This window comes from Lysobacter sp. BMK333-48F3 (assembly GCF_019733395.1).
Classification (GTDB): domain Bacteria; phylum Pseudomonadota; class Gammaproteobacteria; order Xanthomonadales; family Xanthomonadaceae; genus Lysobacter.
Genome location: NZ_JAIHOO010000001.1, coordinates 4,991,125 through 5,010,931, shown reverse-complemented (window position 1 = coordinate 5,010,931; position 19,807 = coordinate 4,991,125). Strand labels below are relative to the sequence as shown.

16 protein-coding genes and 1 pseudogene are annotated in these 19,807 nt (G+C 71.2%); 6 read left to right on the top strand and 11 right to left on the bottom strand.

The genetic code is table 11. The features are described 5' to 3' along the window. The first annotated feature begins 75 nt into the window (after positions 1-75). On the top strand, positions 76-1,401 hold the full coding sequence (locus tag K4L06_RS21580) for a DEAD/DEAH box helicase (protein ID WP_221673320.1): 1,326 nt from the start codon (positions 76-78) through the stop codon (positions 1,399-1,401). Between the two features lie 557 nt (positions 1,402-1,958). Further along, positions 1,959-2,429, top strand: a complete 471-nt coding sequence (locus K4L06_RS21575) for an avidin/streptavidin family protein (RefSeq protein WP_221673319.1) — start codon at positions 1,959-1,961, stop codon at positions 2,427-2,429. Positions 2,430-2,462: 33 nt separating this feature from the next. Here K4L06_RS21575 and K4L06_RS21570 read toward each other — a convergent pair whose 3' ends face one another. The 4 genes from K4L06_RS21570 to K4L06_RS21555 all read right to left on the bottom strand — a co-directional run bounded on the left by K4L06_RS21570 (position 2,463) and on the right by K4L06_RS21555 (position 9,048). Then, positions 2,463-4,127 carry a CHASE2 domain-containing protein gene (locus K4L06_RS21570; protein ID WP_221673318.1) on the bottom strand — a complete coding sequence of 555 codons (1,665 nt, stop codon included), beginning with the start codon at positions 4,125-4,127 and terminating at the stop codon, positions 2,463-2,465. After that, positions 4,124-5,785 carry a FecR domain-containing protein gene (locus K4L06_RS21565; RefSeq protein WP_343225799.1) on the bottom strand — a complete coding sequence of 554 codons (1,662 nt, stop codon included), beginning with the start codon at positions 5,783-5,785 and terminating at the stop codon, positions 4,124-4,126. Before K4L06_RS21565 ends, K4L06_RS21570 begins: the two co-directional genes overlap by 4 nt. A gap of 308 nt (positions 5,786-6,093) precedes the next feature. After that, positions 6,094-7,860, bottom strand: coding sequence for a DUF885 family protein (locus tag K4L06_RS21560; RefSeq protein WP_255595771.1), 1,767 nt, complete (start codon positions 7,858-7,860; stop codon positions 6,094-6,096). A gap of 267 nt (positions 7,861-8,127) precedes the next feature. After that, positions 8,128-9,048: a hypothetical protein gene (locus K4L06_RS21555; RefSeq protein WP_221673315.1), complete on the bottom strand. Its 921-nt coding sequence runs from the start codon at positions 9,046-9,048 to the stop codon at positions 8,128-8,130. A gap of 149 nt (positions 9,049-9,197) precedes the next feature. Between K4L06_RS21555 and K4L06_RS21550 the strand changes: the two genes are divergently transcribed. Both K4L06_RS21550 and K4L06_RS21545 read left to right on the top strand, forming a co-directional pair. Beyond that, on the top strand, positions 9,198-10,271 hold the full coding sequence (locus tag K4L06_RS21550) for a histidine kinase (RefSeq protein WP_221673314.1): 1,074 nt from the start codon (positions 9,198-9,200) through the stop codon (positions 10,269-10,271). Next, positions 10,268-11,011, top strand: a complete 744-nt coding sequence (locus K4L06_RS21545) for a response regulator (RefSeq protein ID WP_221673313.1) — start codon at positions 10,268-10,270, stop codon at positions 11,009-11,011. The genes K4L06_RS21550 and K4L06_RS21545 overlap by 4 nt, the downstream gene beginning before the upstream one ends. An 843-nt stretch (positions 11,012-11,854) precedes the next feature. Here the strand turns inward: K4L06_RS21545 and K4L06_RS21540 are convergent. Further along, positions 11,855-12,667, bottom strand: a complete 813-nt coding sequence (locus K4L06_RS21540) for a queuosine precursor transporter (RefSeq protein WP_343225827.1) — start codon at positions 12,665-12,667, stop codon at positions 11,855-11,857. Further along, positions 12,664-13,857 carry a PQQ-dependent sugar dehydrogenase gene (locus K4L06_RS21535; protein WP_221673312.1) on the bottom strand — a complete coding sequence of 398 codons (1,194 nt, stop codon included), beginning with the start codon at positions 13,855-13,857 and terminating at the stop codon, positions 12,664-12,666. Before K4L06_RS21535 ends, K4L06_RS21540 begins: the two co-directional genes overlap by 4 nt. 56 nt (positions 13,858-13,913) lie before the next feature. Here K4L06_RS21535 and K4L06_RS21530 point away from each other — a divergent pair, with 56 nt between their 5' ends. Further along, positions 13,914-14,237: a hypothetical protein gene (locus tag K4L06_RS21530; protein ID WP_221673744.1), complete on the top strand. Its 324-nt coding sequence runs from the start codon at positions 13,914-13,916 to the stop codon at positions 14,235-14,237. Here the strand turns inward: K4L06_RS21530 and K4L06_RS21525 are convergent. The 4 genes and pseudogenes from K4L06_RS21525 to trxA all read right to left on the bottom strand — a co-directional run. Continuing rightward, positions 14,138-14,779: pseudogene (locus K4L06_RS21525) on the bottom strand (DUF502 domain-containing protein); the annotation flags it as partial. The gene K4L06_RS21530 and the pseudogene K4L06_RS21525 sit on opposite strands and share 100 nt — an antisense overlap. A gap of 272 nt (positions 14,780-15,051) precedes the next feature. After that, the gene (locus K4L06_RS21520; RefSeq protein ID WP_255595405.1) at positions 15,052-17,031 is read right to left on the bottom strand and encodes a bifunctional serine/threonine-protein kinase/formylglycine-generating enzyme family protein; all 1,980 of its coding nucleotides are present in this window, start codon (positions 17,029-17,031) and stop codon (positions 15,052-15,054) included. Between the two features lie 207 nt (positions 17,032-17,238). Beyond that, positions 17,239-17,691: a DUF4442 domain-containing protein gene (locus K4L06_RS21515; protein WP_221673311.1), complete on the bottom strand. Its 453-nt coding sequence runs from the start codon at positions 17,689-17,691 to the stop codon at positions 17,239-17,241. A gap of 103 nt (positions 17,692-17,794) precedes the next feature. Next, positions 17,795-18,661: a thioredoxin gene (gene trxA / locus K4L06_RS21510; RefSeq protein ID WP_221673310.1), complete on the bottom strand. Its 867-nt coding sequence runs from the start codon at positions 18,659-18,661 to the stop codon at positions 17,795-17,797. A 115-nt stretch (positions 18,662-18,776) separates the two neighbouring features. Between trxA and K4L06_RS21505 the strand changes: the two genes are divergently transcribed. Continuing rightward, a complete protein-coding gene (locus K4L06_RS21505; RefSeq protein ID WP_255595404.1) occupies positions 18,777-19,463 on the top strand; it encodes a DUF998 domain-containing protein in 687 nt (228 codons plus the stop codon). 70 nt (positions 19,464-19,533) lie between these two features. Here K4L06_RS21505 and K4L06_RS21500 read toward each other — a convergent pair whose 3' ends face one another. Then, positions 19,534-19,740 carry a hypothetical protein gene (locus K4L06_RS21500; protein ID WP_221673309.1) on the bottom strand — a complete coding sequence of 69 codons (207 nt, stop codon included), beginning with the start codon at positions 19,738-19,740 and terminating at the stop codon, positions 19,534-19,536. Between the last annotated feature and the right edge of the window lie 67 nt (positions 19,741-19,807).

Below are 19,807 nucleotides of genomic sequence, written 5' to 3'. Positions count from 1 at the left end.
CACGCGATCGTCCGCGATCGGCCGCAGGCTCGCTGCCCGCGCCGTCGTCGACGCCGCGCAAGCTGGAGTTTCACCATGACGTTCGAATCGCTTGGGCTGGCGCCCGCGTTGCTGCGCGCGCTGTCCGAACAGAACTACACCACCCCGACCCCGATCCAGGCCGAAGCGATCCCGCTGGCCCTGGCCGGGCACGACCTGCTCGGCGGCGCCCAGACCGGCACCGGCAAGACCGCCGCGTTCGGCCTGCCGCTGCTGCACCGCCTGGCCACCGTCCAGGGCGGCGGCCAGCGCAAGCCGCGCGTGCTGATCCTGGCGCCGACCCGCGAGCTGGCGCTGCAGGTCAGCGACAGCCTGCGCGGCTACGCCAAGTACCTGCGCCTGAACATCCACGCCATCTTCGGCGGCGCCGGCATGGGCCCGCAGCTGGACGCGCTGCGTCGCGGCGTGGACGTGCTGGTGGCGACCCCGGGCCGCCTGATCGACCATCTCGAGCGCGGCAGCGCCAAGCTCGACGCGGTCGAACTGCTGGTCATGGACGAAGCCGACCGCATGCTCGACATGGGCTTCCTGCCGGCGATCAAGCGCATCCTCGGCCGGCTGCCGGCCTCGCGCCAGACCCTGCTGTTCTCGGCCACTTTCGAGGCGCAGATCAAGCAGCTGGCGCTGGAATTCATGCGCGAGCCGCGCCAGGTGCAGATCGCCGCCAACAACGCCGTGGCCGATGCGATCAGCCACCGCGTGCATCCGGTCGACGGCGGCCGCAAGCGCGACCTGCTGATCGAGATCCTGGCCGCGCGCCCGAACGATCAGGTGATCGTGTTCGGCCGCACCAAGCACGGCTGCAACCGCCTGGCCGAGCAGCTCGAGGACGCCGGCCTGAAGTCGGTGGCGATCCACGGCAACAAGAGCCAGGCCCAGCGCCAGAAGGCGCTGCGCGATTTCAAGGCGAACAAGGCGCGGGTGCTGGTCGCGACCGACGTCGCCGCGCGCGGCCTGGACATCCCCAGCCTGCCGCTGGTGATCAACTTCGATCTGCCGATGGTGGCCGAGGACTACGTCCACCGCATCGGCCGCACCGGCCGCAACGGCGCCAGCGGCGAAGCGCTGTCGCTGGTGTCGCCGGACGAGGGCGGCCTGCTGCGCCAGATCCAGCGCATCCTCAAGGACGACATCGAGATGGTGACGGTCGCCGGCTACGAGCCGTCGCGCCCGATCCGGATGGGCTCCGACGCGCCGGGCGCGCGCCGTCCCGGTCCGGGCGGCAACCGCGGCAACAACGCGCCGCGCAAGCCCAGCCACCGTCCGCACGGCAAGCCGGCGCCGCGCCATGCGCACGCCGGTCCGAAGCAGCATCGCGGCGGCGGCCAGGGCGGACAGCGCCGCGACCGCAACGCGGGCTGATCGTCCCGCGCAAGCGGATCCAGGAAGAGGCCGGCGCAAGCCGGCCTTTTTCTTGCCGCAAATGCGGCGCCATCCCCTGTAGGAGCGGCGTTAGCCGCGACAACCGCAGCGACGTACGCAAGCGCCCCCACCCGAAGCCCGGCCAACCGGCCATCGCCATCAAGCAGCGTTCATCAAGCACACAAGCCACGCACGCAGGCGCCTCAGCCGAAACCCGATCAACCGTCCACCGCCACCGCACCGCGCGCAGCGCCCGGCAAACACGCAAGCGACATACGCAAGCACATGCCGCCCGAGAAGCCGTCCCTCGTCGTCGCAACCGCATCGCGCGCGGCATCGAGCAAACGCACACGTTTGTGTGCCAAGCGTTGCGTCTCAGATACGTCCTGCGCATCCACAACCGCATTCGCAACTGCGATGCGCGGTCAAACCGTGTGCGCGATCCCCGTTTGAACGAGCGTGATGGCCGGGGCGAAAAGGCACGGTTCCGATGACCGGGATCGGCCGTCGCGTCGCGGGACGCGGCGGGGGCCGGTCCACCTACGGAGGCTTCACTCATGCAACGCGCAACTCTCGTCATCGCCGCGCTGGCCATCGCCGCCGCGGCGCCCACGCTGCACGCCAAGCAACCGGTCAAGGCCGAGGCCGAAGCCGCCGCCCAGGTGCGCTGCGGCAACCCGGTCGGCACCTGGCGCAACCAGATGGGTTCGGAAATGCGGATCACCGCCTACGATCCGCGCAGCGGCGCGATCCAGGGCCAGTACCGCACCAGCAGCGGCGCGCCCGGGTTCTATCCGCTGGTGGGTTGGGTCAACAGCGCGCCGGCGCAGCCGGGCGGCAGCAACCTGACCACCTATGCCTTCACCGTGCGCTGGAACCAGATCGGCAGCATCACCGCCTGGACCGGCACCTGCGTCGACGGTCCGACCAGCAGCGGACTGCGCACCTTGTGGCAGCTGGCGCGGCCCAACAGCCAGTTCGATTGGGATCACATCCTCGCCGGCGCCGACACCTTCGTCTCGCCCTGAGGAACGATCGGGAGGGCCGGGCGCGGCCGCCGCTCAGGGCTCGGCGCTGCCGAGCCGGCTGGCGACGCGGCGGTCGCGGCCGTTTTCCTTGGCCTGGTACAGCGCCGCGTCGGCGGCGTCGAACAGGGTGCGCACGTGGGTGTGCACGCCCGGCACGCAGGTGTACAGGCCGATGCTGAGGCTGACCCGCTGGTCGGCCGAGGCCTTGCCGTAGCGCGCGTCGAGCTTGCGCATGTCGTCGAGGATGCCGTCGGCGACGCGCGCGGCGCCTTCGACGTGGGTGTCCGGCAGGATCAGGGCGAACTCGTCGCCGCCGAAGCGCGCGGCCAGGTCGCGCGGGCGGCGCGCGTGCGCGGCGATGATCTCAGCGATCTCGCGCAGCAGCTTGTCGCCGGCGCGGTGGCCTTCGGCGTCGTTGTAGGCCTTGAAGAAATCGACGTCGATCAGCGCCAGCGACAGCGGCGCGCGGGTGCGGCGGGCGCTGGCCAGTTCGCGCTGCAGCACGTGGTCGAAGCGGCGCCGGTTGCCGAGCTGGGTCAGGGTGTCGAGGTTGGCTTCGCGGCGCCAATGGCGCAGGTGGCCGATCACCCACAGCAGGTAGGCCAGGGCGATCATGACGATGGTCGTGGCCGGGGCGAACCAGACGTTGCCCAGGCGCAGCAGGGCGACGCTGCCGATCGCGGTCAGCAGGGCGCCGCTGCCGGTCACCAGCAAGGGCCGTTCCAGGCGCGGATGCAGCATCAGCAACACCACCGCAAACAGCATCGCCGCGGCCAGCAGCGCCTGCCACAGCGGGTGCAGCGGCACGATCGCGCGATCGTGCAGCAGCATCTCGATCACGTTGGCCTGGTACTCGGCGCCGTGCATGCGCGCGTCGTCGGCCATCGGCGTCAGGTAGCTCGGCACCAGCCCGGTGGCGGTGACGCCGACCACGATCCAGCGCCCGCGCAGCAGTTCGGTCGGCACCTGGCCGTTGATCACGTCGGCGTAGGAGACCTGGCCGAAGGTGCCGGGCGGGCCGGCGAAGCGGATCCGCACGTAGTTGTCGCGGGTCCACTGGTACGGCGAGCCCTGTTGCGACCTCGGCCGGCGCAGGCCGGGCAGGGGATGCGGCGCGGTGCCGGGCTCCAGGCCGATCAGGGCCAGGCCCAGCGCCGACCAGCGCGATTCGCCCAGGCCGGCCTTGAGGTACATGCCGCGGGTGGTGCCCTCGGCGTCGAGTTCGATGTCGGTATGGCCCAGGGTGGTGGCCGCGGTGGCGATCAGCGGGGTCGGCAGCACCTCGACCGGCGGCGCGTTCTGGCGCAGCGGCGCGGTGATCACCGGCAGGGCGACGCGGCCGAGCCGGCGCATCGCCGCGGCGAGGGTGCGGTCGTGCTGGTCGCCGTTGCGGTCGGGCTCGGTCAGGACAAGGTCCAGCGCCACTCCGCGCACGCCGGCGTAGCCGAGCCGGTCGAGCATCTGGGCGTGGATGTCGCGCGGCCACGGCCACTGGCCCAGTTCGTTGAGGCTGCGGTCGTCGATGGCGACGATCACCACGTCGTCGTCGGGCGCATAGCCCCATTCCGACAGGTGCAGGTCGTAGAAGAAATCGTCCAGGCGCCAGGTGGCGCCGCTTACGGTCAGCAGCGCCGCCAGGCCGGCCACGACCAGCGCGGTCGCGCCGCGCAACAGCCAGGACCGGGCGCCGAAGGTCATAGAGCCAGCAGCAGGAGGACGGCGCCCGCCGCGCCCGCGCCGTAGCACAGGCGGCAGGGCAGGCGGATTTCCTGCGGCGGGCCGAACGCCGCCGCGTAGCCGTCGTCCTCGACGGTCTGCACGCGCACGTACCAGCGGCCGCCGCCGGGGCGCTTGAGTTCGATCTGCGGCACGTCCACCACCTCTTCGAGCAACAGCGTGGAAAAATCGGGCTTGCGCGCGATCTGCACGCGATAGCGCTGGCCCGGTTCGCCCTTCTGCCAACGCAGGGTCAGACGCCCCTGCGCGGCTTGCGGCGCTTCCAGGCCGGGATCGGCCGGCGCGTCGCTGACCTGGAACGGCAAGGCGTTGCCGAACCGGCCGACCCGGCCCTGCGCATCGCGCGAAGCCACGCGCCAATAGTACTGGCCCGGAGCCAGGGATAGTGCCGGGCGGAAGCGCTGGCCGTCGACCTCGGCATCGATCAGCGGCTGTGCGAATCGCTCGTCGGCGGCGACCTGCAGGCGGGTGCGCTCGGCGCCCTGGGCGCGGGCCCACTCGAAGCGCGGCCGCGGCAGGCCGATGCGTTGGCCGTCGATCGGGCTGATCGTCAGCGGCGGCGGCAGATCGTGGACGACGAAGCTGCGCTCGCTGTCGCGGCCGCCGAGGCCGTTGTCGGCGACCGCGCGCACCCGCGCTCGCTGGCGTCCGGCCGGCAGCTCGTCGATGCGCACCCGGGTGTCGGCGGTGCGGGTTTCGAACAGCAGCACTTCCGGCGCGTCGTCGCGCACCACTTCGACCCGGTAGGCGACCGCGCCGGGCACCGGCGCCCAGGCCAGTTCGGCCGGCAACTGCTCCAGCCGGGTCTGCGGGTCGGACCAGGCCGGCGGCGGCAGCAGCGCGATCGGCGCGGCCGGCGCGGCGCCGGCCGCGGCGACGGTGCCGTAGCCCGGGCGCAGCAGCACCTGGCTGTGCTGGGCGCCGACCGCGACCTTGCCTTCCAGCACCTCGGTCGCGTCGGCCGCGCCCTCATCGCCGGCGCTGACCCGGAAATGGGTGCCGCGCACGCTCGAGGTCGCCGAGGGCGTGTCGATGATGTAGCGCGAGGCCGGGCCCTTGGCCGGGATGACCCGGTTCAAGGTACGGCCGCGGCGCAGACGCATGCGGGTGTCGACCATGCCGGTGCTGCCGTAGCTGCTGAGCTGGTCGAACACCACGCTGCTGTTGTCCTGCACCAGCAGGCGCGAGCCGTCGGCGAACTCGAGCGTGGCGCTGGCGCCGGGCCCAGTTTCCAGGCGGCTGCCGATGCCGATGCGCATGCCCTCGCTGACCAGCTTGGCCGGACTCGTGCTGGGCGCGGCGCTCGGCGGCAGCAGATTGACCGCGCCGCGCACCGCGATCACCCGCGCCTTGGCCGGTTCGATCCGCAGCCAGCCGATCGGGAACTGCATGCGCGAGCCCGGCGGCAGGTGGTAGGGGTCGGCGATGCGGTTGTATTCCTGCAGCTTGCGCCAGTTGACCCCGACCTTGAGGTGCTTGGCGCCGAGGTCCCACAAAGTGTCGCCGGGGCGGACCCGGTAGGCCCAGTCCTCGGCCTGGGCCAGGCCGGCGCCCAGCAGGAGCAGGCCGCCCAGGGCGGCCGCGGCGGCGGGCCGGCGCGCGGCGGCCAGGCGGCGCACGGCGCGTACGAGGGCGGGGAGCGGGAGCGCTGAGGTGGGATGCATCCGTTTTCCGTAGCTGGGTGGGACAGCGGGGCCGACGGGGCGGCAGCGGCATTGCAACCGCCAATTATGCGCTTTCCATCACATTTTTTCCGCAGCGACTGGCACGGAACGTCGGCCCGGACCTCCGGGGCATCCTAGCGCCGCCCGGCCCGGGTTCGCTGTACGGAACCGGACCGGCCCGTCGCGGGCCGGTCCTCGGTCTTGCCCCGGGTCTCGTCCGGGCAGGGGGCGGCGGCCGTCCCACCGGCCGCCGGCGCCCGGCCTCAGCCGCGGCGCGACTGGATCCAGCGGTCGATCTTGCGCTCCAGCACGTCCAGCGGCACCGCGCCGTCCTTGAGCACTTCGGCATGGAATTCGCGGATGTCGAAGCGCGTGCCCAGGGCCTGCTCGGCGCGCTTGCGCAGCTGCATGATGCGCAGCTCGCCGATCTTGTAGGCCAGGGCCTGGCCGGGGATGGCCATGTAGCGTTCGGCCTCGGCGGTGGACTGGGTCTCGCTCTCGGCCGAGTTCTCCAGCATGTAGGCGATCACCTGCTCGCGGGTCCAGCCCTTGCTGTGCAGGCCGGTGTCGACCACCAGGCGGATCGCGCGCCACAGCTCGTTCTGCAGATAGCCGAAGTAGTTGTAGGGATCGGTGTACACGCCCAGGTCGCGGCCCAGCGATTCGGCGTACAGGCCCCAGCCCTCGGTGAAGGCGGTGGCGCCGCCGAAGCGGCGGAACTTCGGCAGCTCGCTCAGTTCCTGCTGCAGGGCCAGCTGGAAGTGATGGCCCGGAATGGCCTCGTGCAGGTACAGGTCTTCCGCGTCCCAGGTCTTGCGCGTCGGCAGGTCGTAGGTGTTGACGTAGAAGATGCCCGGCCGGCTGCCGTCCTCGCTCGGCCGCATGTACGAGCCGCCGGCCGCGGACTGGGCGCGGAAAGCCTCCACCGGGCGGATCTCGAACGGCGCCTTCGGGGTCAGCGAGAACAGCTCCGGCACCTTGCGGTTGATCTTGGCTTCCAGGCCGCGGTAGTGGGCGAGCAGGGCCGGCTCGTCCTTGAACACGAAGCGCGGATCGTTCTGCATGAACTTGAAGAAGTCCTGCAGCGAGCCCTGGAACTTGACCTCGGCCATGACCTTGCGGATCTCGCCGTGGATCCGCGCGACCTCGTCCAGGCCGATCTGGTGGATCTGCGCCGGGCTCAGCTCGGTGGTGGTCGAACGGCGGGCGTTGAACGCGTACCAGTCGGCGCCGTCGGGCAGCGCGCCCAGCCCGGCGCTGTCGCGCGCCTGCGCCAGGTAGTCGTTCTTGATGTAGTCGCGCAGGCGGGTATAGGCCGGCATCAGCTCGGTTTCGATCATCTGCCGGTATTCGGCGCTCAGGCGCGCCTTGTCCTGCTCAGAGAACCCGGCCGGCCAGTTGGTCACCGGCTTCCAGAACAGGCTGTCCTCGGCGCGGGTTTTGATCAGCGCGTCGAGCTGCGGCAACACCTTCAGCATCAGCGCCTTGGGCTGGACCACGCCGCGCTTGGTCCCTTCGCGGCTGTTGGCGATCAGTTGGTCGAACACCGCCGGCGCCAGCGCGGCGCGCTTGCGCCAGTTGTCGTAGTCGGCGACGGTCTTGAACGGCTGCGAGCCGGCGCCGGAACCGAGCTGGGCGATCGAGGCGGCGAAATTGTTGAACTGATTGACCGGCTGCATCCAGCCCGGGAAGCGCTCGGCCTCCAGGTCCATGCGCGCTTCGCGGACGAAGATCTCGTAGCTCAGCAGGTCCTGCGCCGACAGGCCTTGCGAGCCGACCGACTCGATGGTCTTGAGCCAGCGCTGGTCGAACTCGCGGCTGCGGCGGCGGAAATCGGCGCTGGCGAAGTTCTGCAACTGGTCGTTGTAGCGCGGGTCGCCCTGGGCGGTGGCGAGCAGCGGATTGAGCTTGAGCGTCTCTTCCCAGTACTGCTCGTACAGGCGATCGAGTTTCTCGGCCTTGGTCTGCACGGTGACGCGCGGCGCCGGCGTGCCGGCGTCGGCGGCCAGCGCGGCGGCGGGCAGGGCCAGGCCGAGCGCGGCGCTCAGGGCCGCGGCGAGGGCGAGGCGGGACACGGCGGCCGGACGCGCGGCGCGCGCCGGGTCCGGTCGGAACGGGGTTGGGGTCATGGGAACGGGCGTTCGCAACGGACGGACCCGCAGGCTCCCGTGCGGGCCATGCCGCGGCAAGCGCCGAAGGTCATGCGCCGCCGCGACGGCGGCGTGCGCGACGTCGCGGAACGCCGGCGCGAGGCGCGCCGGCGTTCCGGTCCGATCGGTCGCGCGCGGCGGTCCCGCTCAATCGTCGAGATCGGGCAGACGCAGGCGGGTGGTGTAGAAGTCGCTGGGCTGGCCGATGTCGCGGGCGTAGAACAGCTGCCGGCGCTCCCACAGCACGGTCGGATGGAACTCGTCCCACTTGGTGTTGACGCAGGGGCCGAGGTTGACCGCGGTGCCGAAACGGCCGTCGCGCAGCCGCGCCGCGTACAGGTCGCCCCAGCCGTGGCCCTGGTCGGGCAGCGCGTCGGGGAGGTCCAGGCGGGTGAACAGCAGGGTGCGGCCGTCGGGCGAGATTTCCGGGTTGAACTCCCAGCGCTCGGCGGTGTTGACCCCGCCCGCGACCGGCTGTGCCGGGGCGTACCCGCCGTGGCGCAGCCGGCGGCTGACGTAGATGTTCCACTCGCCGCCGCGTTCGCTGGCGAAATACAGGTGGCCGTGGCGGTCCAGGCTCGGGTAGAGCTCGTCGCCGGCGCTGTTGACCGCGGCGCCGAGGTGGCGCGGTTCGCTCCAGCCGTGCGCGCCGCGCCGGGCCATCCACAGGTCCATCTTCGCCGCTTGCCCGTCCGGGCGCGGGCGCTCGGAGGAGAACACCAGCCAGCGGCCGTCGGGCGAGACGAACGGGTCCATGTCGCTGTGCACGCCGGAGAACGAGGCCGTCTGCGGCGCGCTCCAGCCCTCGCCGTCGCGCGATGCGGTGCGGATCGTGGCGCGTTCGCGCGTGCCCGGCCACCAGCCGGCGGTGTGCGACCAATAGGCGCGGCGGCGGTCGGGGCTGAAGCTCAGCCGCCACTCCCAGCCGGCGGTGTTGAGGCTGCCGTCGCCGTAGCGGCGGACCTCCGGGCAGGCGTCGCCGGCGCGGACCGGCGCGGCCAGGACCAGCAGGCTGGCGGCGAGGGCGAAGGCCAGGGGGGCGCAGGCGAGCGGCAGGGAACGGCGCATGACGGTGTCCTTGCGGAAGCGGAAGGTGGGCGCAGCCTGCGCCGGCCGCTGCGCGCCGCGACGGCGTGGGGGACGAACCGGAGCCGCCCGGTGACGAACGCCGCGCCTGCGATTGCAAGCGCGCCCGCGTCGGTCCAGCATCCGCTTCCATGCGCGATCGAACCTTGCTGCTGCTCGCGGTACTCGGCTGGTGGACCCTCAGCGGGCTGGTCTGGGTCGGCCAGATCGCGACCATGCACGAGGCCGCCGGCCAGGCCCCGGACTGGAGCGGCACCCTGCGCAAGGAACTGGCCAGCGCCTGGCTGTGGGTGCCGCTGACCCTGTTCCTGTTCGAATGCGTGCGCCGGCAGCCGATCGAGCGCGGCCGCGTCGCCCGCGCGCTGTGCCTGCAGGGACTGGCGGTGGCGGCGGTGATCGTGGCGCGCGCCGGCGCGGTGCTGCTGTTGAACCGCTGGATCGGCTGGTACGAAGCCTTGCCCTCGCCGGGCCAGGTGCTGGCGACCAGCGTGCTCAACAACACCCTCAGCAGTTGGATGATCGTCGGCGTGGCCCACGCCGGCGCCTACGCGGCGCGCGCGCGGGCGCGCGAGCGCCAGACCCTGGAACTGGAGTCGCGGCTGGCGCGGGCGCGGCTGGAGGCGCTGTCGGCCCAGCTCAATCCGCATTTCCTGTTCAACGCCTTGAACTCGATCGCCGAGATGGTGCACCGCGACCCCGACGGCGCCGACCGCATGCTGGTCGACCTGGGCGCCTTGCTGCGCCACAGCCTGGACAATTCGCGCACCCAGGAGATCGCGCTGCGCGACGAACTGGTCGCGCTCGACCATTACCTCGGGATCGAGAAGATCCGCCTCGGCGAGCGCCTGCAGGTCGAGTGGGCGATCGATTCGGCCCTGCTCGACGCCAGCGTGCCGCAGCTGTTGCTGCAGCCGCTGGTCGAGAACGCGATCCACCACGCGGTCGCCACCCGGGTCACGCCCGGCGCGGTGTCGGTGAGCGCGCAGCGCGAGGCCGACCGGCTGATCCTGGAAGTCAGCGACGACGGCGGCCAGCGCGCCGCCGCGCCCGGCCAGGGCGTCGGCCTCAGCAACACCCGCGCGCGCCTGCAATGCCTGTACGGCAACGGCCATCGCCTCGAGATCGGCGCGCGCCCGACCGGCGGCACCTGCGTGCGGCTGCAATTGCCGTACCGGCGCTGGACGCCGGACGAGGCGGCGGCATGAACCCGGCCCCGCTGCGCGCGGTGGTGGTCGACGACGAGGCGATGTCGCGGGCGCGGCTGCGGCGCCTGCTCGACCAGGCCGGCGCGGTCGAGGTGGTGGCCGAATGCGCCGACGGCGACAGCGCCATCGCCGCCTTGCGCCGCTTGCAGCCGGACGTGGTGTTCCTCGACATCCGCCTGCCCGAACTCAGCGGTTTCGGCGTGCTCGAAGCGCTGCCGGCGCAGCGCCGGCCGCAGGTGGTGTTCGTGACCGCCTATGCCGATCACGCCCTGCGCGCTTTCGACGCCGACGCGGCCGATTACCTGCTCAAGCCGTATTCGGCCGAACGCCTGGCGGCCGCGTTGGCGCGGGTGCGGCGGATGCGCGATCCGGCGCCGCGCGCGGCCGAGGCGGCCGACGGCCAGGCCTATCCGCAGCGCCTGGCGGTGCCGGTCGGCGCGCGCCTGCGCCTGATCGCGGTCGACGAGATCGAATGCGTGCTGGCGCAGAGCAACTACGTCGAGCTGCGCTGCGGCGCGCAGTCCTATCTGTTGCGCGAGACGATGAGCGGGATCGAAAGCCGGCTGGACCCGGGCCGGTTCCTGCGCATCCATCGCTCGCGCCTGGTCCGGGTCGATGCGATCCGCGACATCGAGCACCTCGACGGCGGGCGCTACCTGTTGCGGATGGCCAACGGCCTGCGCCTGGGCAGCGGCGCGAGCTACCGCGACAAGGTCCGCGCCGGCCTGGGCTTGGGCTGACGTTCGTCCGCGGCCCTGTGAGGTAGGAGCGACGTCCCACAGGGATTTCCTTCGGTCACAAGCTTCGACCGCCATCGCGCCCGTTCGCCGCGTCTTTGTCCTGTGCCCCTGTAGGAGCGGCGTCCCACAGGGATTTCCTTCGGTCACAAGCCGCGACCGCCATCTCGCCCGTTCGCCGCGTCTTTGTCCTGCGCCCCTGTAGGAGCGGCGCAAGCCGCGACCGCCATCTCGCCCGTTCGCCGCGTCTTTGTCCTGTGCCCTTGTAGGAGCGGCGTAAGCCGCGACCGCGTTCTTGCGGTCTCGCGGCGTCTAAAGCTCCAAAGCAAAGCTTCCGTCCGCAAGCGGCCGGGTCACTTTCTTTGTCCAAGGCGACAAAGAAAGTAACCAAAGAAAACGCCATTCCTGTTTCGAATCAAAAGCCACTATGGGACGAGGTTTGCGCGGGGCTGCTCCGCACAGGCCATCCCTGGCCTGGCTGCGCACGGGCCGCATCCCTGCGGCCCGCCCTCCGGGGCTTCAGGGCGTTCTCGCGAGATCGAGGCTGCGCCATGCTCTTCACGGCAACGGCAACGGCAACGGCAACGGCAACGGCAACGGCAACGGCAACGGCAACGCTGGGCGCCGCTGTTGCTTACGGGGTAGGAGCGGCGTCCCACGGGGATTTCCTTCGGTCACAAGCCGCGACCACGGGACGCGCAGAATCTTCAAGGCTTGCGCCATCCGTCGAAGCCCGGACCTACCGCCTGTAGGAGCGGCGTGAGCCGCGACCACCGCAGCGGTGTACGCGAGCGCAGTCGCCGCAGCCCGGACGATCGGGGCTCGTCGTCCGGCGGCGTTGCCCGCTCAGTCCGCCGCGGCTTCTTCGCGCAGCTGCCGCGCGCGCGCTTCGCCCAGGTAGCGGTGGATCCAGCGCCGCAGCAGATAGATCAACGGGATCATCGCGAACGCGGCCAGCATCTTGTAGCCGTAGTTGACCGTGCCGATCGCCAGGAACTGCGGGATCGGCCAATGCTGCGGGCCGAGCACGAAGGCGATGTAGAGCACGACGAAGCTGTCGACCAACTGCGAGACCGCGGTCGAGCCGGTGGCGCGCAGCCACACGTGTTTCTCGCCGGTGGCGCTGCGGATGCGGTGGAACACCGAGACATCGATCAGCTGGCCGAGCATGAAAGCCACCAGCGAACCGCCGATGCTCCACAGGCCCTGGCCGAAGATCGCCGCGAATGCGGCTTGGTAATCCGGCACGCCCTGCGCCTGCGCCGCGGTCACCCACCAGCCGGCCGGGGCCAGCGCGATCGCCGCGAACGCGAACAGGAAACCGTAAGCGATCAGCAGCGTCGCCAGCCAGGAAATGAAGCGCACGCCGCGACGGCCGAAGAACTCGTTGACCACGTCGGTCATCAGGAACACCACCGGCCACAGCAGAGTGCCGGCGGTGAAGTTCAGCGAGCCCGTCTGGCCGAACAGGTTCCACTGCAAGGGTGCGATGCGCAGGGTGTCTTCGAGGGCGAAGATCTTGACTCCGATGAACTCGGCCAGCGCCGCGTTGACGCAGAAGAACGCCGCCAACACGATGAACAAGCGCAGCGCGCGATCCTGCAGGGTACGCGTGCCTTCGCCGCTGGCGGCCGCGATCGGCGACGGGTTCGCGCTCACCGCTTCGGCCTCACCCGATAGATCACTCCGCTCTTGTCGTCGGTGAACAGGAAGCTGTCGCGGCCGGTGCGCAGCACGTCGCAGGGGCGGCCCAGGACCTTGCCGCCGGCGAGGAAGCCGCTGACCAGTTCGCCGCCGCTGCGGCCGTCGGCCTTGACCCGCACGATGCGGTAGCCGTGGTCGAGGGAAAGCTTGCTGGCGCCGTGCAGGGCGACCAGGAACTCGTCGCGCAGCAGGCCGCCGTCGGCGGCGGGGAACCAGCTCAGGCCCAGCGCCGAGGCATGCGAGGGGAAGAAAGCGAGCGCCTTGGGCACTGCGGCGCAGCCGGCCTTGCGCGGAAACTTGGCGTCGGCCAGCGGCTTGCCCTGGCTGTGGTAGCAGTACGGCCAGCCGTAGTCGGCGCCGTCGCGGACCTCGAACAGGGTTTCGTCGGGCTTTTGGTCGCCGAGGTGGTCGGAGCCCTGGTTGGTCGCGTACAGGCGGCCGTTGCGGTACAGCAGGCCGACCGCGTTGCGCAGCCCGGTGGCGTAGAAACGGCGGCCACTGCCGTCGGGGGTCATCTGCAGGATCGCCGCGCGCACGTCTTCCTTTTCGACGCAGGCGTTGCAACTGCTGCCGACCGAGACGTAGAGCTTGTCGCCGCCGAAGGCGAGGGTGCGGGTCAGGTGCCAGCCGCCGTATTTGTAGCTCAGGCCGTAGTCGGGAAAGCTGGCCAGCACCTCCGGTTCCGAGGACGGCTTGAGGTCGCCGTTGCGGTAGCGGTAGCGCAGCAGCTTGTCGGTGTTGGCGACGTACAGCCAGCTCTTGCCGGAGGGATCGGTATAGAAGGCGACGCTGTTGGGATTGCGCTGCTTGTCCAGGTAGACCGATACCTTGGTATAGCGCTCCTTCTGTTCGTCCCAGCCGTCCAGCGCGTAGACCCGGCCGCGCTGGTTGTCGCTGAGGTCGTGCATGTCGGTGACGAACAGGCGCCCGTCCGGGCTGCGGGCGAAGAAGCGCACCCGCTTCAGGCCCTGCACCACCGGCACGATCTCCAGCTCGGCCGGCAGGTTCAGACTGAAACGGCGGCCGTCGTCCAGGCGCACCGGGTGCGGGGTCAGCGCGGCCGGCGCGGCGGACGCGGAGGCGGCGGCGAGGGCGACAACGGCGAAGGCGGCGCAGCGCAGGCGTTGCAACAGGCGTGAGGTCATTGCGGACGATCCATGTCGGGGGCCGCGCCCGCGGCCCCCGACATGGATCGTCCGCAATGACCTCACGCCTGTTGCAACGCCTGCGCTGCGCCGCCTTCGCCGTTGTCGCCCTCGCCGCCGCCTCCGCGTCCGCCGCGCCGGCCGCGCTGACCCCGCACCCGGTGCGCCTGGACGACGGCCGCCGTTTCAGTCTGAACCTGCCGGCCGAGCTGGAGATCGTGCCGGTGGAAAAGATCACCCCGACCGACTGGACCGTCGACCAGGCGATGAGCTTCATCATCTCCGGCGACACCGCGCCGCCGGAGATGATGAAGCTCATCGCCTGGTCGACGGTCCAGTCGGTCGGGGTGATCTTTTCCACCGGCACGATTTCCAGGTAGCCCGAGGTCGGGTTGGGCGTGGTCGGCACGTACACCGCAGCCAGTTCGCGGCCGCTGCCGGCCTCGCGCAGGACCTTGGTGACGAAGCCGATCGACTTCATCTCGTTGTGCGGGAAGTCGATCAGGACCACGCGCTGGGTGCCGTCGGGCTTGGTCTGCAGGATGTCGAGCAACTGCCGCGCGCTGCCGTAGACGATGCTGGCCAGCGGCACCCGCTTGATCAGCGATTCGAACCAGCGCAGCACGGTCTGGCCGACCACCACCCGCGCCATCGCGCCGGACAGCAGGATCACCGCCAGGGTCGCGATCAGGGCCAGGGCGGTCTGCACCCACTGCGCGCCGAGCCAGGACAGCGTTTGCGGATGAGCCAGGGCGAGGTCCTGCAGCAGCGGTCCGATCAAGGGCCGGCTGATGTCCGACAGCATCACGAACACGAACTTGACCACGACCCAGGTCAGCCAGATCGGCAGCAGGGTCAACAGGCCGGTGAGGAACAGGCGTTGCAGGGTAGGCGGGCGCATGGCGTCGATTCTAACGGCCATGCCGCGGCGGCCGCATGGCGGCGTGGGTTCGGAAGGGGGCGCACCGCCCCGCCCGCGGCGGCGCAGACCCTTGCAGGAGCGGCGTCAGCCGCGACAACCGCAGCGGTGGATGCGAGCGTGGTGGCCGAAGCCCGGTAGATCGGAAGGGGGCTGTGGAGTCGTCGGCTTCGGAGGACGGCGTGGTATTGCGTCGCTTCGGTTGGTCGCGGCTTACGCCGCTCCTACAGGAGGGCGTCCCAATGAATGACGGCCGCGTCGCCGCGGCCGTCGTCTCAGCGTTCGCGCACCAGGCGGAAGCCGACGTCGTCGTAGCCGCGGCCGCCGCTCAGCGGGCGCTGCGCGGTGCGGCTGCGCCAGGAGGTGCCGCCGACCTGGCGCTGCTGGCAGTTGCGGCCGCAGTCGCCGGACCACATCGACAACGCGCGGCCGCCGGCGGCGGGCATGCGCTGGGCTTCCTCGGCGGTCGGCAGGCGGTAGCTGCGGCCGGTCTGCTGGCTGTACCAGCGCGCATAGGCTTCGGCGTCGGCGATCGACACGCACACCACCGGCTCGGCCTCGCCCTGGTCGAAGCCCGGCGCGCGCCAGTCCTTGGGCGCGATCACCCGCAACAGCGAGACGCGTTCGCGGCACAGCGCCGGGGTGCGGCCGTTGGCGTTGGCGAAGCGCGCGTACTCGCCGCGGCTGACCGGGCGCGGATTGAAGCTGACCGCGACGCTGGCGGTCGGCGAAGCGGCGATCGCGCCCGGCGCGCCGCGCGCCACCGCGCCGTCGCCGGCGATGCCGCGCGCCTGCGCGACCAGCCGGGTCGAAACGTTGCGCGGCAGGCCGAACTCCTCGGCCAGGGCGATCACCTTGCCGGCGTCGGCGCCGTCGCCGCGGCGTGCGGCCTGCTCGAGCCGGGCCTCCAGCGCGGCAGAGGCCTTTTCGCGCAGGCCGCGCTGGGCCGCCGAATCGGCGGTGCCGGTCTGCTGGCCGAGCGCGGTGGCGTTGACCAGATGCTCGCGCGCACGCTGGTCGCGGCCTTCGCGCAGGTCGCGGGCCATTTCCTCGGCGAAGGCCTGGGTCAGTTCCTCGACCACCGCGGCGACTTCCGGATCGGTGCTGTCCAGGTGCCAGGCGGTGAGCAGGCTGTTGTAGGCGTTGGCGTCGGCCGGCGCGGCCAGCCGGCCCTGGGCGATGTAGTTGCGCGCGGACTGCAGCGAATCCTGCAGCGGCGCGGTCGGCAGCGGCGCCATCATCGCCTGGGTCGGATCGGGCTCGGCCGCGGCGCTGCGTTGCGCATCGGCCGCGGGCTGGGCGCGGAAGAAACCGTCCTTCTCGACCCGGTTGAGGCCGAAGGCCAGGGTCACCAGGGCGATCGCGACCACCGCCAGCCCGGCCCAGGCCGGCGTGGCCCAGCGCTTGAGCGGGCGCAGGTGGGCCATGCCGCGGGCCAACGCGGACATCTCGCCGCGGTGCTTGATCTCGGCCATCGCGGCGGCCATTTCGGCCGCGTCGGCGAAGCGTTGCTCGGGCTGCTTGGCCAAAGCGCGGTTCATGAAGCGCTGCCAGTGCTTGAGCGCCGGCGGCAACTTGGGGATCGGGTCCTGCGCGTGCATCACCGCCATCGACAGCGCATCCGGCGCTTCGAACGGCAGCCGTCCGGTCAGCATTTCCCAGATCAGCACGCCCAGGCTGTAGAGGTCGGCGCGGCCGTCGACGTCTTCGCCGCGCGCCTGCTCCGGCGCCATGTAGGCGGTGCTGCCGACCGCCAGGCCGGTCGCGGTCATGCGCGCGCCGTAGCCGCGGCGCAGGGCGATGCCGAAGTCGGCCAGCAACGGCCGCTCGGCGATGTCGAACAAGACGTTCTCGGCCTTGACGTCGCGATGCACCACACCGCGCGCATGAGCGTATTCCAGCGCCGCCAACAGCGGCTCGGCGATCGCGATCACCTCGCGCTCGCCGCCGGCGAAGCCCTGCTCGATGCGCTTGCCCAGATGGCCCAGCGGCAGATACGGCATGGCGTAGTAGGGCAGGCCCTCGCGGGTGCGCCCGACTTCGTGGATGCCGACCACGTTGGGATGTTCCAGGCGCGCGATCGTGCGCACTTCGTTCTCGAACCGGCGCCGGCTGACTTCGTCGGCCAATGCGTGCGGCAGCATGATCTTGACCGCGACTTCGCGGCCGAGCGCGGCTTGCTCGCCCAGGTAGACGGTCGACAGACCGCCGTGGTTGATGATCGCGCGCAGCCGATAGCCCGGAATCTCCGGCATCGGAGCGCTCGCGCTTTCGGTTGGATGGTTCGTGGTGGACATCGCGGCCCCATATCGCGACCGGTCGGCAATCCCGCCGCCAGTGCCCGCATTCGAGCTAGTGTGTCTGTTATTCGACCGTGATGACAAGGGGAGCACAGTCGGACGCTGCCGCGATTCGCTCTGCGAACGCGGTCACAGCTTGGGGCCTGGCAGGTTACGGCGCCGTTAGCGCCGGTCGCGCTTGCGTCGCACGTACAGTTGTTTGCGGATCTTGGCGACAACCTCGCCCTGGCTGTCGACGATGTCGGTGTCGAACCAGCGCAGGCATTTCTCGCCGCCGTCGGTCGCGGCGCGCAATTCGTCCAGGATCGCGTCGTCCAGGACGAATTCGGCGCGCACCGTTCCGCGCCCGGGTTTGACGAATTCGATCGAACCGGAGCGGTCCCAGACGATGTAGTCCTTGCCCAGGGCCTGCAGCGCCAACAGCATCCAGAACGGATCGGTCATCGCGAACAGGCTGCCGCCGAAGTGGGTGCCGACGTAGTTGCGGTTCCACGGCCGCATGCGCAGTTCGACCGCGGCGCGGCGGTAATCGGGCGCGATGGCGGCGACGTGGATGCCGGAGAACAGAAACGGCGGCCACAGGTTGAGGCCGTGGCGCAGGGTGCTGGCTTTCATGCGGGCGATGCTGGGGAGGGCGGGAGCCGAGGCCCCGCCATCCTGCCATACGCATGCGTATAGTCAACCCCGGGGCGGCGCGGCCGACCCGGGCGTGGCCCGTTCAGAACAGCAGCGAGGACATCTTGCGCCGGTACTGGCCGACCAGATCGGCGTCTTCGACCACCCGGAAGGCGTCGATCAGGGCCTTGCGCGGCAGGCCTTCCTGGTAGCCGCGGTCGCGCCGCAGCAGTTCGATCAGCTGGTCCAGGCCGGCCTGGTCGCGGCCGGCGGCGATCAGGCGCGCGCCGAGCAGGTAGCGCGCCTGCAGGTCCTCCGGCTGGGCGGCGATGGCGGCCTCCAGGGTTTCCAGCGGCGGCGCGTCGCGGGTCACGGCGAGGAAGCCGAGCCGGGCTCGGGCGCGCAGGCTGCGGTCGTCGGTGGCCAGGTTGGCCGGCAGGCTGTCGAGCAACTGCTCCGATTCCTGCGCGGCGCCGGTGGCGAGCAGGGCCAGGGCCAGGTCGAGCTGCAGCTCGGGCTTGTCCGGCTGTTCGGCGGCTTCGCGACGCAGGCGCACCACTTCGGCGTGCGGATCGACCGGTGCGGCTTCGACGGGCTCGGCTTCGGCCGGCGCTTCGCCCGGCTCGATGCCGTGATGCTTGAGGAACTCGCGCACCGCGCTTTCCGGCAGCGCTTCGGCGAAGCCGTCGACCAACTGGCCGCCCTTGATCAGGAACACGGTCGGGATCGAGCGGATCTGGAACGCCGCGCCGAGCTGCTGCTCGGCCTCGACGTCGACCTTGGCCAGCTCGAACGCGCCGTTGTATTCGCCGGCCAGCTTTTCCAGGATCGGCCCCAGCACCTTGCAAGGCTGGCACCAATCGGCCCAGAAATCGACCAGCACCGGCGTCTGCAGCGATTTCTGCAGCACCTCTTCCTGGAAACGTTCGGTGGTGGCGTCGAAGACGTGGGGCAGGGCGGTGGCGGTCATCGGCTGGCTCTTCAAGGGTTCGGCGCGCAAAGTCCGCGCGGGGCGAACTCGGAGGTGGGGGCGGCGCGGACGCAAGGCAAGCGCGCCGGGTCGGTGCGCACGCTAGCATGTGACGATGAAACGCTCATCCAGGCCCGGTCCGGCGACGCCCGGCGCTTCCGCCGCCGGCGCCCCGGCGCCGCGCGCATCGAATTCGGCCGACCCGCGCCTGCGCTTGGAACCGGCCCTGGCGCTGCTCGCGGCCGTATGCTGCCTCGGAGCCTTGCTCGGCTTCGGCGCCGCGCTCGACGGTTATTCGCACTGGCGCCACCCGCCCGGCCTGCTCGGCGCGCAAGGCATAGCGCGCGCGGCTGCGTTCAACCTGTTCGGCTTCATCGTCCCGGGCCTGCTGCTGGCCGCGCTGGCCTGGCGCCTGCGCGAACGCTACGACGCGCTCGGCGCCGCTGCGCGCATCGGCGCCTGGCTGTGCGCGCTGTCGGCGCTGGCCTGGGCCGGGCAGGGCCTGTTGAGCCTGGACCCGACCGACCTCGACGCCCATGCCAGCCGCCTGCACGCGACCAGTTGGATGCTGTGGTGGCTGGCCTTCGTGCCCGGCGCCGCGCTGCTCGCCCTGGGCGCGCGCAAGACCCGACCCGCGCTGGCCGCATTGGCCGCGACCGGCGCCGCCGCGGTGCTGGCGATCGTGATCGGCTCGGAACTGCGCCTGGTCGCGGCGCCTCCCGCGCAGCGCCTGGCGTTGCTGCTGTGGCTGGGCACCTACGCCGGCGCGGCGTGGATGGCGCCGCGCGCCGGCCGCGTCTGAGCCGCGCCGACAGCGAAGCCCGGCGCACCGGGCCCGCTGCCGAGCGCCGCGGATCGGCGCGCGAGTTCGATCAGGGGATCGAACAGAACATCGCATAGCACTCCTGGTACTCGTCCGAGCAGGCCTGCTGCTCGGCCGGCGTCGTCGCCGAACGCATGCAGGCCCGATACGGGTAATAACAGTCGGGGCACGGCGGCGCGGCCTGGGTGGTGGCGATCGAGAACGCACCGCCGAACACCAGGGCGCAGACGGCGAGCAGGGATTGCGATCGGGTCATGGCGAAACTCCGTTTTCGTGGGGCGGCGCCGCACGCGCGCTGACGCGGACGGACGAGGCCCGGGTGG